14 protein-coding genes and 2 pseudogenes are annotated in these 14,421 nt (G+C 58.0%); 13 read left to right on the top strand and 3 right to left on the bottom strand.

Annotated features, from left to right (window positions below; genetic code table 11):
- The 3 genes and pseudogenes from eno to ispD all read left to right on the top strand — a co-directional run.
- Window positions 1–326 (top strand): annotated as a pseudogene (gene eno / locus ACRESJ_RS01245) (phosphopyruvate hydratase); the annotation flags it as partial.
- Window positions 327–488: 162 nt separating this feature from the next.
- Entirely contained in the window at window positions 489–767 is a 279-nt protein-coding gene (gene ftsB / locus ACRESJ_RS01240) for a cell division protein FtsB (RefSeq protein ID WP_056856233.1), read from the top strand.
- Window positions 764–1,471 carry a 2-C-methyl-D-erythritol 4-phosphate cytidylyltransferase gene (gene ispD / locus ACRESJ_RS01235; RefSeq protein ID WP_431756250.1) on the top strand — a complete coding sequence of 236 codons (708 nt, stop codon included), beginning with the start codon at window positions 764–766 and terminating at the stop codon, window positions 1,469–1,471. The genes ftsB and ispD overlap by 4 nt, the downstream gene beginning before the upstream one ends.
- A 78-nt stretch (window positions 1,472–1,549) precedes the next feature.
- Here ispD and ACRESJ_RS01230 read toward each other — a convergent pair whose 3' ends face one another.
- Window positions 1,550–2,446, bottom strand: coding sequence for a LysR substrate-binding domain-containing protein (locus ACRESJ_RS01230; RefSeq protein ID WP_431756249.1), 897 nt, complete (start codon window positions 2,444–2,446; stop codon window positions 1,550–1,552).
- Window positions 2,447–2,554: 108 nt separating this feature from the next.
- On the opposite strand from ACRESJ_RS01230, the gene ACRESJ_RS01225 reads away from it, so the two are divergent.
- The 8 genes from ACRESJ_RS01225 to rpoS all read left to right on the top strand — a co-directional run bounded on the left by ACRESJ_RS01225 (window position 2,555) and on the right by rpoS (window position 9,768).
- Window positions 2,555–3,667, top strand: coding sequence for an S-(hydroxymethyl)glutathione dehydrogenase/class III alcohol dehydrogenase (locus tag ACRESJ_RS01225; RefSeq protein WP_431756248.1), 1,113 nt, complete (start codon window positions 2,555–2,557; stop codon window positions 3,665–3,667).
- A gap of 90 nt (window positions 3,668–3,757) precedes the next feature.
- The gene (fghA, locus tag ACRESJ_RS01220; protein ID WP_431756247.1) at window positions 3,758–4,603 is read left to right on the top strand and encodes an S-formylglutathione hydrolase; all 846 of its coding nucleotides are present in this window, start codon (window positions 3,758–3,760) and stop codon (window positions 4,601–4,603) included.
- Between the two features lie 43 nt (window positions 4,604–4,646).
- Window positions 4,647–5,120, top strand: a complete 474-nt coding sequence (gene ispF, locus ACRESJ_RS01215) for a 2-C-methyl-D-erythritol 2,4-cyclodiphosphate synthase (protein ID WP_166592670.1) — start codon at window positions 4,647–4,649, stop codon at window positions 5,118–5,120.
- The gene (truD, locus tag ACRESJ_RS01210; protein ID WP_431756246.1) at window positions 5,117–6,175 is read left to right on the top strand and encodes a tRNA pseudouridine(13) synthase TruD; all 1,059 of its coding nucleotides are present in this window, start codon (window positions 5,117–5,119) and stop codon (window positions 6,173–6,175) included. The genes ispF and truD overlap by 4 nt, the downstream gene beginning before the upstream one ends.
- Window positions 6,163–6,912: a 5'/3'-nucleotidase SurE gene (gene surE / locus ACRESJ_RS01205; RefSeq protein ID WP_431756245.1), complete on the top strand. Its 750-nt coding sequence runs from the start codon at window positions 6,163–6,165 to the stop codon at window positions 6,910–6,912. Before truD ends, surE begins: the two co-directional genes overlap by 13 nt.
- 41 nt (window positions 6,913–6,953) lie before the next feature.
- Complete coding sequence (locus ACRESJ_RS01200) at window positions 6,954–7,589, top strand: protein-L-isoaspartate(D-aspartate) O-methyltransferase (RefSeq protein ID WP_431756251.1); 636 nt, start codon at window positions 6,954–6,956, stop codon at window positions 7,587–7,589.
- Window positions 7,590–7,800: 211 nt separating this feature from the next.
- Complete coding sequence (locus ACRESJ_RS01195; RefSeq protein ID WP_431756244.1) at window positions 7,801–8,658, top strand: peptidoglycan DD-metalloendopeptidase family protein; 858 nt, start codon at window positions 7,801–7,803, stop codon at window positions 8,656–8,658.
- Between the two features lie 102 nt (window positions 8,659–8,760).
- Window positions 8,761–9,768 carry an RNA polymerase sigma factor RpoS gene (gene rpoS, locus ACRESJ_RS01190; protein WP_431756243.1) on the top strand — a complete coding sequence of 336 codons (1,008 nt, stop codon included), beginning with the start codon at window positions 8,761–8,763 and terminating at the stop codon, window positions 9,766–9,768.
- A 653-nt stretch (window positions 9,769–10,421) separates the two neighbouring features.
- Here the strand turns inward: rpoS and fdxA are convergent.
- Window positions 10,422–10,745 carry a ferredoxin FdxA gene (fdxA, locus tag ACRESJ_RS01185; protein WP_431756242.1) on the bottom strand — a complete coding sequence of 108 codons (324 nt, stop codon included), beginning with the start codon at window positions 10,743–10,745 and terminating at the stop codon, window positions 10,422–10,424.
- A 142-nt stretch (window positions 10,746–10,887) separates the two neighbouring features.
- On the bottom strand, window positions 10,888–13,467 hold the full coding sequence (gene mutS, locus ACRESJ_RS01180) for a DNA mismatch repair protein MutS (protein ID WP_431756241.1): 2,580 nt from the start codon (window positions 13,465–13,467) through the stop codon (window positions 10,888–10,890).
- Between the two features lie 254 nt (window positions 13,468–13,721).
- Here mutS and ACRESJ_RS01175 point away from each other — a divergent pair, with 254 nt between their 5' ends.
- The gene (locus ACRESJ_RS01175) at window positions 13,722–14,222 is read left to right on the top strand and encodes a CinA family protein (RefSeq protein WP_431756240.1); all 501 of its coding nucleotides are present in this window, start codon (window positions 13,722–13,724) and stop codon (window positions 14,220–14,222) included.
- An 83-nt stretch (window positions 14,223–14,305) separates the two neighbouring features.
- Window positions 14,306–14,421: pseudogene (locus tag ACRESJ_RS01170) on the top strand (recombinase RecA); the annotation flags it as partial.

Here is a 14,421-nt window from a genome sequence, read left to right as displayed (position 1 = left end):
ACACCAAGATCCTGAAAGAAGGCATCGATAAAAAGATCGCCAACTCGATCCTGATCAAGTTCAACCAGATCGGCACCCTGACCGAAACCCTGGAAGCCATCCAGATGGCCAAGGCTGCCGGTTACACCGCCGTGATCTCGCACCGCTCCGGCGAAACCGAAGATTCGACCATTGCCGACCTGGCTGTGGGCACTTCGGCTGGCCAGATCAAGACCGGCTCCCTGTGCCGTTCCGATCGCGTTTCCAAGTACAACCAACTGCTGCGTATCGAAGAACAGTTGAACGGCAAAGCCAAATACAACGGCCGCAGCGAATTCCGCGGCTGATTGTAAAAAAGACACCGGATTGTGTCGGAAAAATCGCTACAGCGACGTTTTTGCCACTAATCTGATGCCTTATTAGCACAAGCCTGGTTCTTCCAGGCTTCGTGCTATCAGTAGCTTCAAGTTTGGCATGGCTGTCTTTTTTCACTGGATACCTGATATTCGATGCGCAGTCCCAATTGGTTGTTCCTCGTCTTGCTCTTGTTGCTGGCTGGCCTGCAGTACCGCCTGTGGGTGGGTAATGGCAGTCTGGCGCAAGTGGCTGAGCTGAAGCAGCAGATCGCGGATCAGCAAGCTGAAAACCAAGTTTTGCTTGAGCGCAATCGGGTGATGGACGCTGAAGTCAGTGAGTTGAAAAAAGGCATGGAGACTGTTGAAGAGCGGGCTCGTCATGAGTTGGGCATGGTCAAGGACGGTGAAACCCTTTACCAGTTGGCGCAATGAACCAGACGCTACCGGCCTTCTGGGCCGTAATTCCTGCCGCGGGCGTTGGTGCCCGTATGGCCGCGGACCGTCCCAAGCAGTATTTGCAACTGGGCGGGCGCACTATTCTCGAACACAGCCTCGGCTGTTTCCTTGATCATCCTTCTCTGAAAGGGTTGGTCGTCAGTCTTGCTATCGATGATCCTTATTGGCCGAATCTGGCCTGTGCCGGCGATGCCCGTATCATGCGGGTTGAAGGCGGCTCCGAGCGTTCCGGCTCAGTGCTCAACGCCTTGCTGCATCTGCATGCGCAAGGAGCTGGCGATGAGGATTGGGTGTTGGTTCACGATGCTGCACGACCGAATCTCAGTCGTGATGATCTGGACAAGTTACTGGCCGAGTTGGCTGACGATCCGGTTGGCGGGCTCCTGGCAGTGCCGGCACGGGACACCCTGAAACGAGTCGATAAACAGGGTCGTGTCCTCGAAACCGTGGACCGCAGCGTGATCTGGCAGGCCTATACGCCGCAGATGTTTCGACTTGGCGCGTTACATCGCGCATTGGCGGACAGCCTGGTGGCAGGCGCGGTGATCACCGATGAAGCGTCGGCCATGGAGTGGGCCGGCTCTGCGCCACGCCTGATCGAAGGGCGATCCGATAATCTCAAGGTCACTCGCCCCGAGGACCTCGAATGGTTGCGTCAGCGCTGGTCTAACCGCCGTTAAAAGATCGCAGCCTGCGGCAGCTCCTACATGGAATGCGTATACCCTGTAGGAGCTGCCGCAGGCTGCGATCTTTTGATCTTAAACCCGGTATTCCGGTCTTTCAGCCAACCCTTCCTTCAAATAATCCACCAGCTTGCGCACCTTCGGCGACAGATGTCGCTGCTGTGGATACAACGCCCACACCGCCGTATTGGGTGGTTGGTGCGCTTCGAGCAGCGAAACCAACGCACCGCTTTTCAGATGTTCCAGCACGTAGTAATCCGGCAACTGACACAAGCCAACGCCTTGTAGTGCGGCGTCCAATACCGCTTGCCCACTGTTGCAGCGCCAGTTTCCCTGCACACGTTGGGAAAATTCCCGCCCGTTTTGTTCCAGTTGCCAAAGATCCGAACTGCCGATCAGGCAGTTGTGCCGGCTCAGTTCAGACAAGCTGTGCGGGCGGCCGTAATGCTCCAGGTAGGAAGGTGATGCGCAAAGAAACATCCTGCGCGGCGCGAGGCGTGTGGCCACCAGTCGCGAATCCTGCAAGCGCCCAAGGCGTATCGCCAGGTCGAGGCCTTCATGTACCAGGTCGAGTTGGCGGTTGGTCAATTCAATGTCAATGCGCAGTTGCGGGTATAACCCCATGAACCGCGTCACCAGCGGCACGATGAAACGCTCCCCGTACGCCACCGCGCAGGTCATGCGCAACATGCCTTTGGGCTCGCTGGTCAGGTCGCCCACTGCTCGCAACGCTTCTTCGCGGCCATCCTGCAGACGCTGGCAATGTTGCAGAAAAGTCTGCCCGGCTTCGGTCAAAGTGACCCGGCGCGTACTGCGATAGAGCAAACGGGTTTGCAACCGTTCTTCAAGGCGTACGATTTGTCGACTGATGTGGGAGGAGGAAACCCCTAGTCGTTCGGCAGCGGCAGTGAACTGGCTGCATTCGGCGACGGCAACGAACTCGTCTATACCTTCCCAGCGACTCTCGGGCATCGATGATTATCCCTGTGTGGCAATAATGTTTTGCTTTTGCCAGGATTATTCACCGTAGAGCGCTGTATTACACTCACTGTCTCGTTTTTATTCACTGGAGAAATCACCATGATCAAGTCGCGCGCCGCCGTTGCCTTCGAGGCGAAGAAGCCTCTGGAGATCGTTGAAGTCGATGTCGCCATGCCCAAGGCCGGTGAGGTGTTGTTGCGTGTGGTCGCCTCCGGTGTCTGCCATACCGATGCCTATACCTTGTCGGGCGCCGACCCTGAAGGCATCTTCCCGTCGATTCTCGGCCACGAAGGTGGAGCGATTGTCGAAGCGATTGGCGAGGGCGTAACTTCCGTTGCCGTTGGCGATCATGTGATTCCGCTGTACACCCCGGAATGCCGTCAGTGCAAATTCTGTCTGTCGGGCAAGACCAACCTGTGTCAGGCGATTCGCGCGACCCAGGGTAAAGGTTTGATGCCAGACGGCACCTCGCGTTTTTCCTACAAAGGTCAGCAAATTTTCCACTACATGGGGACCTCCACTTTCTCGGAGTACACCGTGCTGCCGGAAATCTCCGTTGCGAAAATTGCCAAAGAAGCGCCGTTGGAAAAAGTCTGCTTGCTGGGTTGCGGTGTCACCACCGGCATCGGTGCAGTCCTCAATACAGCCAAAGTGAAACCGGGTGATACCGTGGCCATTTTCGGCTTGGGCGGCATCGGTCTTTCTGCAGTCATCGGCGCCGTGAAAGCCAAGGCTGCGCGGATCATCGCCATCGACATCAATCCCGCCAAATTCGAAATTGCCAAACAGTTGGGTGCAACCGATTGCGTGAATCCCAAGGATTTCGACCGTCCGATCCAGGAAGTCATCGTCGACATGACCGATGGCGGTGTCGACTTCTCCTTCGAGTGCATCGGCAACGTGCAACTGATGCGTGCAGCACTTGAGTGCTGCCACAAGGGCTGGGGCGAGTCGGTGATCATCGGCGTGGCCGGTGCCGGCCAGGAAATCGCTACCCGTCCGTTCCAACTGGTGACAGGTCGCGTATGGCGCGGTTCGGCGTTCGGTGGCGTGCGTGGCCGTACCGAGCTGCCAAGCTACGTGGAAATGGCTGAAACCGGCGAAATCCCGTTGGACACTTTCATCACCCACACCATGGGCCTGGAAGATATCAACAAGGCTTTCGACCTGATGCATGAAGGAAAAAGCATCCGCTCCGTCATCCATTTTTGAGAAACAGTGGTGAGCTGCAAGCTGCAAGCTGCAAGTGGGCGTGTCTCTCTTGCAGCTTCCAGCTTGCGGCTTGTCGCTGGGAGAACTCCCATGAGTTTGGAAAACATCTCCTGCCAGAAAAGTTTTGGCGGCTGGCACAAGCGCTATCGCCATCGCTCGGAAGTCCTCGGCTGCGACATGGTGTTTGCCGTGTACCTGCCGCCGCAAGCGGAGCAGGGCGGTAAGCTGCCGGTACTGTACTGGTTGTCCGGTCTGACCTGCACCGATGAAAACTTCATGCAAAAGGCCGGCGCCATGCGCTTGGCCGCTGAGCTCGGGCTGATCATCGTTGCGCCGGACACTAGCCCTCGCGGTCCCGACGTGGCGGGCGATCCGGATGGCGCCTGGGACTTTGGCCTGGGAGCCGGGTTCTATCTCAATGCCACGCAAGAGCCATGGTCGCGGCATTATCGGATGCATGACTATGTCGTGCAGGAATTACCGGCATTGGTTGAAGCTCATTTTCCTGCATCGGAAAAACGCGGCATCAGCGGTCATTCCATGGGCGGTCACGGTGCGTTGGTTTGTGCGTTGCGCAACCCGGGTCGTTATCTGTCGGTATCGGCGTTTTCGCCGATCAACAATCCGATGGATTGCCCATGGGGCCAGAAGGCGTTCTCCCGCTATCTGGGAGAAGATCGTTCGAAATGGCGCGAATGGGATGCCTGCGCGTTGATAGCTGAGGCTGTCGAGAAGCTGCCACTGCTGGTGGATCAGGGTGATCGAGATGATTTCCTTGCCACCCAACTCAAGCCTGAAGCCCTGCAACAGGCAACAAAGTTGGTAGGACATCCGCTGACGTTGCGCTTGCAACCTGGCTACGACCACAGCTATTTCTTCATCGCCAGTTTCATCGAAGACCACTTGCGGCATCACGCGCATGCTCTGGATGCCTAATGCAGGTAGAATCACGCCCTGACAAAATTCGGGGCGTTTTTTTATGCGTATTGGCCACGGCTATGATGTGCACCGTTTCGCTGAAGGCGATTTCATCACTCTGGGCGGCGTGCGTATTGCACACAGCTTTGGGCTGCTCGCTCACTCCGACGGTGACGTCCTGCTGCATGCCTTGAGCGATGCCTTGCTCGGCGCTGCTGCGCTGGGTGATATCGGCAAACACTTCCCGGACACCGACCCGCAATTCAAGGGCGCTGACAGCCGCGCGCTGTTGCGTCATGTCGTCGCACTGATCCACGCCAAAGGCTGGAAGGTCGGCAACGTCGATAACACCATCGTCGCCCAGGCGCCGAAAATGGCTCCGCATATCGAATCGATGCGTGCGTTGATTGCTGCGGATCTTCAAGTTGAGTTGGATCAAGTGAACGTAAAAGCTACCACCACTGAAAAGCTCGGTTTTGTCGGTCGTGAAGAAGGCATTGCCGTGCACTCCGTTGCCTTGTTGCTGCGCCCATGAACGAACTGCAATTACTCGGCCCGCGGGCCTATGGCGAAGCGCTTGGCACTGCGGTACTGAAAGCCATCGCGGAAGATTTTCAAGTCGATGAAGTTCTCGATATTCCCCTCAGCGGTGACGGCGAGCACCTGTGGATCTGGGTGGAAAAACGCGGCTTGAACACTGAAGAAGCAGCACGGCGGATCGCCAAGGCAGCTGGCGTGCCCTTGCGCACCGTCAGCTATGCCGGGCTCAAGGATCGTCAGGCCCTGACGCGTCAGTGGTTCAGCGTGCAACTGCCGGGCAAGGCCGATCCCGATCTGTCGGCGGCTGAAAACGACACGCTTAAAATCCTCAAGACCAGCCGGCATAAACGCAAGCTGCAACGGGGTGCCCACTCGGCCAACGGTTTCACTTTGCGCCTGACCCAGTTCGCTGGCGACAAGGCGGCCATTGAAGAGCGTCTTCAGTTAATTGCCAAACAAGGCATCCCCAACTATTTCGGCGCCCAGCGCTTTGGGCATGACGGTGGCAATGTGGTCGATGCTCGTGCCTGGGCCGCACGCAAGGCCTTGCCGGAACAGCGCAACGTACGCTCGCGCCTGCTTTCCACTGCGCGCAGTTTCCTGTTCAACCAGGTGCTGGCTGCACGTGTTGCCGACGGCACCTGGCAGCGTGCACAGGTCGGTGACCTGCTGGCGTTCACCGATAGCCGCAGCTTTTTCCCGGCCGGTGAAGCCGAGTGCAGCGACCCGCGCCTGGCGATTCTCGACCTGCATCCGACGGGCCCGCAGTGGGGTGAAGGTGACTCGCCGGCCGCGGGCGCTGTCCATGAACTGGAGCAGGCAATCGCCGCGCGCGAAGCAGACCTTCGCGATTGGTTGATTAACGCCGGTATGAGCCACGAACGCCGCATCCTGCGGCTGCCCATTGGTGGGTTGACGTGGCATTATCCCGAGCCTGACATTCTGCAACTGGAATTCGTCCTGCCCGCCGGATGCTTCGCCACTGTATTGGTGCGCGAGCTTGTTGATCTGGTGCCGGTGGGGCAGACGGACAGCCCATGCGTATTCTGATTTCTAACGACGATGGGGTAACAGCACCCGGTCTCGCCGCGCTTTATGCTGCGCTGGCGGATTACACCGAATGCGTGGTTATCGCCCCGGACCAAGACAAAAGCGGCGCCAGCAGCTCGCTGACGCTCGACCGCCCGTTGCACCCGCAGACGCTGGCCAACGGCTTCATCAGCGTCAATGGCACACCCACCGATTGCGTGCACCTTGGCCTTAATGGCTTGCTGGAGCGTGAAGCGGACATGGTAGTTTCCGGGATCAACCTGGGTGCCAACCTGGGGGACGATGTGCTGTACTCCGGGACTGTGGCGGCGGCGTTGGAAGGACGTTTCCTTGAGCGTCCCGCGTTCGCCTTTTCGTTGGTCTCGCGACAAGTCGAAAACCTTCCCACCGCTGCATACTTTGCGCGAAAACTGGTCGAGGCCCATGCCGGTCTTGAGCTGCCACCGCGCACGGTATTGAACGTGAACATTCCCAACTTGCCGCTGGAGCACATCCGCGGCATTCAGTTGACCCGCCTCGGGCATCGCGCCCGCGCGGCTGCGCCGATGAAAGTGGTCGACCCGCGTGGCAAGGCCGGTTACTGGATCGCTGCCGCCGGCGATGCGGAAGACGGCGGGCCGGGCACCGATTTTCATGCGGTGATGCAGGGCTACGTTTCCATCACTCCGCTGCAACTGGATCGTACCTTCAATGATGCCTTCAGAAGTCTCGATGGCTGGGTGGAGGGGCTGAGCTGATGACTCGTGGACAAGACGATATGCTGCACCGCGGCATCGGCATGACGTCGCAACGGACCCGTGAGCGGCTTATTCAACGCCTGTATGAGGAGGGGGTTTCCAACGCCAAGGTGCTGGAAGTCATCCGTCGTACACCGCGTCACCTGTTCGTCGACGAAGCGCTTGCGCACCGGGCCTACGAAGATACGGCGTTACCCATCGGCCATAACCAGACCATCTCCCAGCCTTATATGGTGGCTCGCATGAGCGAGTTGCTGCTGGAGGCCGGGCCACTGGACAAGGTTATGGAGATCGGCACGGGTTCGGGTTACCAGACAGCGGTATTGTCGCAACTGGTCGAACGTGTCTTTTCCGTCGAGCGCATCAAAGTGCTGCAGGATCGTGCCAAGGAGCGTCTGGTCGAATTGAACCTGCGCAACGTGGTGTTTCGCTGGGGCGATGGCTGGGAAGGTTGGCCGGCATTGGCGCCCTACAACGGCATCATCGTGACCGCGGTTGCCACTGATGTACCCCAGGCCTTGCTCGATCAGTTAGCGCCCGGGGGGCGTTTGGTGATCCCTGTCGGGTCCGGTGAGGTTCAACAATTGCTGCTGATCATTCGGGAAGAAAACGGCTTCTCCAGGCGTGTTTTGGGGAACGTTCGTTTCGTTCCGCTGCTCAATGGGCCACTGGCCTGAGCATTTATTTCAACGCGCTGAATTCTCTTCGATTGCTTCTGTCTTACAGCAGCGTCGAATGGTTAAACAGGTTGTTTTGTCAGACAGCAAACGTGTGCGTGGAGCCATTTCGCTTCATTAAAGGTAAAGCCTTCACGGCCCGTTATACTGGCGACATATCGTGCCGGATCACGGCAAATAACATTTTCAGCCACCACAAAGGGAGCGGCGGGTGAGTCTCACAGTCATAGCGCAGCGTATGGGTACAACGAGTTTTCAGCGCCTGGTGACTGGCCTTGTCTTGAGCACCTTGCTGGTGGGTTGTTCCAGCACAAAAAACAGCGACGTACGCGTTGTCGACCGCAACAATGCCGCGCCCCAGCGCCCGGTCGTGACCACGGGTCAGTACGTGGTTCGACCGAAAGACACCCTGTTCTCGATCGCTTTCCGCTACGGTTGGGACTACAAGGCCCTCGCGGCACGAAACAACATTCCCGCGCCTTACACGATTCATCCGGGTCAGACGATTCGCTTTGATGGCCGTACCGGTTCAACGCCAACAGCGGTGGTGAGCACGTCGAGTTCTTCGCCGTCATCCTCGAGTAAAACCACGGTCATCCGTCGCCCGGTGGACGGTTCCACCTCGACCACACCGGTGGTTGTACCGTCCGTCGCCGACAAGCCGGCACCTGCTCCGTTGCCTCCCGCCGGTCCAGCCCCGACCGGCTGGGGATGGCCATCCAATGGCATTTTGATTGGAAAATTCTCTTCAAACGGCAGTTTGAATAAAGGAATTGATATCGCCGGGGATTTGGGACAGCCTGTTTTAGCTGCGTCTGATGGGACGGTGGTATACGCCGGGAGTGGCTTAAGGGGCTACGGCGAATTAGTCATCATCAAACACAGCGAAACCTACGTCAGTGCCTACGGACATAACCGCAGGCTTTTGGTTCGGGAGGGGCAGCAGGTCAAGGTCGGACAGACAATTGCCGAAATGGGGTCAACGGGTACAGACCGGGTGAAACTGCATTTTGAGATTCGCCGCCAGGGTAAACCTGTAGATCCACTGCAATTCCTGCCACGTCGTTGATCGCTACCAGCCTGTTCCGTCGTAGAGGGGACAGGCTCCAGCGTTGCCAAGGATAAAGGCGCCGCTCGAGCTTGAGGTCGAACTCACCAAAGGACTATAACAATGGCTCTCAGTAAAGAAGTGCCGGAGTTTGACATCGACGATGAGGTTCTCCTGATGGAGGCCGGTATCGATACGGATTCGATGTCGAATGATGAAGGGGCGGCTCCACCTTCCGTTCGTGCCAAATCCAAACACTCCGCTTCGTTAAAGCAACACAAGTATATTGACTACACGCGGGCACTTGATGCCACGCAGCTGTACCTCAATGAAATCGGCTTTTCCCCTCTGTTGTCCCCCGAAGAAGAAGTCCATTTTGCGCGCCTGTCGCAAAGTGGTGATCCGGCCGGACGCAAACGCATGATTGAAAGTAACTTGCGACTGGTGGTGAAAATCGCCCGACGTTACGTCAATCGCGGGTTGTCGCTGCTGGACCTGATCGAAGAGGGCAACCTCGGCTTGATCCGGGCGGTAGAGAAGTTCGACCCTGAACGCGGCTTCCGCTTTTCGACCTACGCAACCTGGTGGATTCGTCAGACCATTGAGCGCGCGATCATGAATCAGACCCGGACCATCCGGTTGCCGATCCATGTGGTCAAAGAGCTCAATGTGTACCTGCGAGCCGCAAGGGAGCTGACACAAAAACTCGACCATGAACCCTCACCCGAAGAAATCGCCAACCTGCTGGAAAAACCGGTAGCGGAGGTCAAGCGCATGCTGGGCCTCAACGAGCGAGTTTCTTCGGTCGACGTCTCGCTGGGGCCGGATTCGGATAAAACCCTGCTGGACACCCTTACCGACGATCGTCCGACCGATCCATGCGAGCTGTTGCAGGATGACGACCTGTCTCAAAGCATTGATCAATGGCTTTCGGAACTGACCGACAAACAGCGCGAGGTGGTTGTTCGCCGCTTCGGTCTGCGCGGCCACGAGAGCAGCACCCTGGAAGACGTAGGCCTGGAGATTGGCCTGACCCGGGAACGGGTCCGGCAGATTCAGGTAGAAGGTCTGAAGCGTCTTCGGGAGATCCTGGAGAAAAACGGCCTGTCGAGCGAGTCGCTGTTTCAATAACGGGCTCGTATAGCTGGCAACAAAATGCCCCGACTGGTTCGGGGCTTTTTGTTGCCTTGGAAAAACCGCCGTGGATTTCAGCACGGGTCACTTCTGTAGGAGCTGTCGAGTGAAGCGAGGCTGCGATCTTTTGACCCTCAAGAGCACGAGCAAGATCAAAAGATCGCAGCCTGCGGCGGCTCCTACAGGGTCGGCCGTCAGGCGCCATCGTGAGCAGGTCGCTCCCACAACAGGCGCTTGGATGATTGGGATTCGCTCGGATTTGCAGTGTTCGGCTGTAAGCCTTCGCTTACTCTTCGCGTAAGTGTTCGTTATTTTTACAGTGAGCAGTCGGGCTTTAGTGCCGTTTAAAATGTTTATGTATTTGAAAAACAATAAGTATTTTCAAGATTAAGGGTATATGACAAGCCGCTCTGGCCCATTGGCGCGGTTGCTCTGAATTGGGATCGGATTAGTATCTGCAATGTGTCAACGGACAGACACACCCTTCAAGGATTGAGGGGAAAGGACGTCGCAGGAAGCGATTCATCAGGACGATGAAAAGGAAACGCAGGGAATAGGGAAAGAAAGTGGGCGGGTCAAACCGCCCCTTTTTTTGCCTGCAAAAAAGCAAAAAGGCCCTTGTGGGGCCTTTTGCAGGAACGCGGGGGTAATCAGCGTTCGAGGTGTTCGATCTTGCCTGGCTTGCCATCCCAATCAGCGGAGTCTGGCAGCGGATCCTTGCGCTCGGTGATGTTCGGCCAGACTTCGGCCAATTCCAGGTTCAAGGCAAGGAAGTTTTCCATGCCAGCTGGGACTTCATCTTCCGAGAAGATGGCCACAGCAGGGCATTCTGGTTCGCACAGTGCGCAGTCGATGCACTCATCCGGGTGAATCACCAGGAAATTCGGGCCTTCGTAAAAGCAGTCCACCGGACACACTTCTACGCAGTCGGTGTACTTGCACTTGATGCAGTTGTCGGTGACGACGAAGGTCATTTCTAATTTTCTCCTCAGGCGCGGCTTGCTGCGCCCCTTCACGTAGGGGTCGCAAGGTTTGGGAGCGATAGTCTGCTGGCCAGGCTAAAAGCCAGCAGCATCCCAAACCGCGCGAGATTCTAACAGCTTGCAAGCCAGTGCGTTAGATCCGTGTCTTTAGTGTATAGAGCATTTCTAGTGCACGACGCGGTGTCATGTTGTCCAGGTCGAGCTTGGCCAGGTCGTCCAGCACCGGATGCGGCAGGCTGGCGAACAAGTCACTCTGCTGTGGCGCAGCGGGTTTGCCTTTGGCGGGCTTGGGGGCCTCATGGGGCAGTGCGGTGTCTTCCAGCCGGCTCAAATGCTCACGGGCACGCACGATCACTTCGCTTGGTACACCGGCCAGCTGCGCGACCGCCAAGCCATAACTCTGGCTAGCCGGCCCCGGCAGCACATGGTGGAGGAACACGATGCGTTCATTGTGCTCGGTGGCATTGAGGTGCACGTTGGCCACCAGCGGTTGGGCTTCCGGCAGCACCGTCAGCTCAAAGTAATGGGTGGCGAACAAGGTATAAGCGCGCAGTTGCGCCAATCGCTCCGCAGCGGCCCAGGCCAGGGACAAACCGTCGAACGTACTGGTGCCGCGTCCGACTTCGTCCATCAGCACCAGGCTGCGCTCAGTGGCGTTGTGCAGGATGTTGGCGGTTTCGCTCATTTCGACCATGAACGTCGAACGCCCGCCGGCCAGGTCATCGCTGGAGCCTATCCGGGTGAAGATGCGGTCAACCAGCGACAATTCACAACTCGCCGCCGGCACGAAACTGCCGATGTGCGCCAGCAGTACGATCAAGGCGGTCTGGCGCATGTAAGTGGATTTACCGCCCATGTTGGGGCCGGTGATCACCAGCATGCGCGTGTTGTCGTCGAGGCTCAGGTCATTGGCCACGAAGGGCGTGGTCAACACTTGTTCAACCACCGGGTGGCGACCCTGGGTGATGCGCATGCAAGGCTCGCTGACGAAGCGTGGGCAATTAAGGTCAAGGTTCAGCGCGCGTTCGGCCAGGTTGCTCAACACGTCCAGTTCCGCCAGTGCGCCAGCAGTGTCCTGCAGAGGCGGCAGTTGGGAAATCAAATCTTCGAGCAGGGCTTCGTAGAGCATCTTCTCGCGAGCCAGTGCACGACTTTTGGCCGACAGCGCCTTGTCTTCGAAGGTTTTGAGTTCTGGCGTGATGAAGCGCTCGGCGCCCTTGAGCGTCTGACGACGAATGTAGTCGGCCGGCGCCGATTCTGCCTGCTTGCTCGGCAGCTCAATGAAGTAGCCGTGAATGCGGTTGTAGCCGACCTTGAGGTGCGACAGGCCAGTGCGGGCCTTTTCACGGGCCTCGAGGTCGATCAGAAATTGCCCTGCGTTCTCGCTGAGCGATTGCAGTTCGTCGAGCTCGCTGTCGTAACCGGTTTTCAATACGCCGCCGTCGCGGATCACCGCTGGCGGGTTGTCGATGATGGCTTTTTCCAGCAGCGCCGCCAGTTCCGGGTAGGTGCTGGTGATCGTTGCCAGTTGCTGGAGGTGTGGGGCTTCCAGCTCGGTCATCGCCACTTGCAGTTCAGGCAGTGCGCCGAGGGCATCGCGCAGGCGCGCGAGGTCACGGGGGCGGGCATTGCGCAGGCCGATCCGGGCGAGGATCCGCTCGATGTCGCCGATTTCCTTGAGTTGCGGTTGCAGCTTTTCGAATCGGTAGCCATCAAGCAGGCAGGTGATCGAGGTTTGGCGTGCCAGTAAAACAGTCAGGTCGCGCAATGGACGGTTCAGCCAGCGAGTCAGCAAGCGGCTGCCCATGGCGGTCTGGCAACGGTCGACCACCGATTGCAGCGTATTGTCGCGGCCACCCGCGAGGTTGGTGTCCAGCTCCAGATTGCGGCGGCTCGCGCCGTCCAGCACCACGGTGTCGTCCAGGCGCTCATGGCGCAGGCTGCGCAAGTGTGGCAGGGCGGTGCGCTGGGTTTCCTTTGCATAGGCCAGCAGACAACCAGCGGCGCCGATGGCCAAGGTTAGGGTTTCGCAGCCAAAGCCTTTCAAGTCTTGAGTGGAAAATTGCTGGCACAGGCTTTTCAACGCCGAATCACGCTCGAAATCCCACGGCGCGCGACGACGAACGCCCCGACGTTTCTCCGCCGGCAGATCTTTCGGCCAGTTATCGGGGATCAACAACTCCACAGGATTGACCCGCTCCAGCTCTGCCAGCAGGTTTTCCCAGCCCTTGATTTCCAGCACGCTGAAGTTGCCGCTGGTGATGTCCAGCACCGCCAGGCCGAACAGGCGCTCGTCACCCAGAACGGCAGCAATCAGGTTGTCACGACGCTCGTCCAGCAGCGCTTCGTCACTCACCGTCCCCGGCGTGATGATCCGCACCACCTGGCGCTCCACCGGACCTTTACTGGTGGCCGGGTCGCCTACCTGTTCACAGATCACCACCGATTCGCCCAGCTTCACCAGTTTGGCCAGATAACCCTCGGCGGCGTGGTAAGGAATCCCGCACATCGGAATCGCCTGTCCGGCCGACTGGCCGCGAGCGGTCAGGGTGATGTCCAGCAACTTGGCAGCCTTCTTTGCGTCTTCATAGAAGATCTCGTAGAAGTCACCCATGCGATAGAACATCAACTGGTCGGGGTGATTGTTCTTCAGGCGCCAGTACTGCTGCATCATCGGCGTGTGGGAGGACAGGTCGGAGAGTGCTTTATTCATTGGGGATCGGAAAACTCGTCGAAAGGTGTGGGGCAAAAGAGGGGCATTGGCCCGGCTTTTCCGCAATGGGCGCAAGATTAACATGGGCGGTCTGCTGGACGCAGGCACGAACGCCGCGTGGTCCGTTTCTGCCGCTTTTTGCGCTGCCCAAGTGTCAGAGCACTCACCCGCTAACATTTTGATCGAGCCTGTAACTTGCAAGTGCGATGCGCTGGTGTACGGTTAGTCTCATTCCGCCCGATCAGGAGATGACCGTGAAAGTAATCACCCAGCTGGCAGCAGACCTTGGCAGGCATTTGCAAATACTCAATGCCCATGTCTCCACCGCCGAGTCTTGTACCGGTGGCGGGATCGCCGAGGCAATCACCCGTATTCCCGGTAGCTCGGCGTGGTTCGAGGCCGGTTATGTCACTTACTCCAATCTGCAGAAGAACATGCAATTGAGTGTCCCGGTGGAGTTGTTCACTACCGTGGGGGCCGTTAGTCGCGAGGTGGTCGAGGCGATGGCCAAGGGCGCGCAGGAGAAAAGCCGAGCGTTTTTTTCTGTGGCGGTCAGTGGCATTGCGGGGCCGGACGGTGGTTCGCCGAATAAACCGGTGGGCACTGTGTGGCTGGCCTGGGGCGTGGGCGAGAAGGTTTTCAGCGAGCTGCAGCACTTCCCCGGTGACCGTGACGAGGTCCGCCGACAAACGGTCAAGGCCGCGCTAGAGGGGTTGCTGCGGTATGCCGCGGCAGAAATCTCAAATCAGGGGTAGGCGATCCTCAATCGCTGTGGAATAATACTGTCTACTTATACAGGTGTTGGCCGTAAGGCCTTATTGATTACGTGAGGACTTTAATGGACGACAACAAGAAGAAAGCCTTGGCTGCGGCCCTGGGTCAGATCGAACGTCAATTCGGCAAGGGTGCCGTAATGCGTATGGGCGATCAGGACCGTCAGGCGATCCCGGCCAT

Origin of the sequence: Pseudomonas sp., from assembly GCF_050739655.1 — a bacterium.
Taxonomy (GTDB): domain Bacteria; phylum Pseudomonadota; class Gammaproteobacteria; order Pseudomonadales; family Pseudomonadaceae; genus Aquipseudomonas.
The sequence above is the reverse complement of the archived record's forward strand: the minus strand, read 5'-3'. Positions and strand labels throughout refer to the sequence as shown.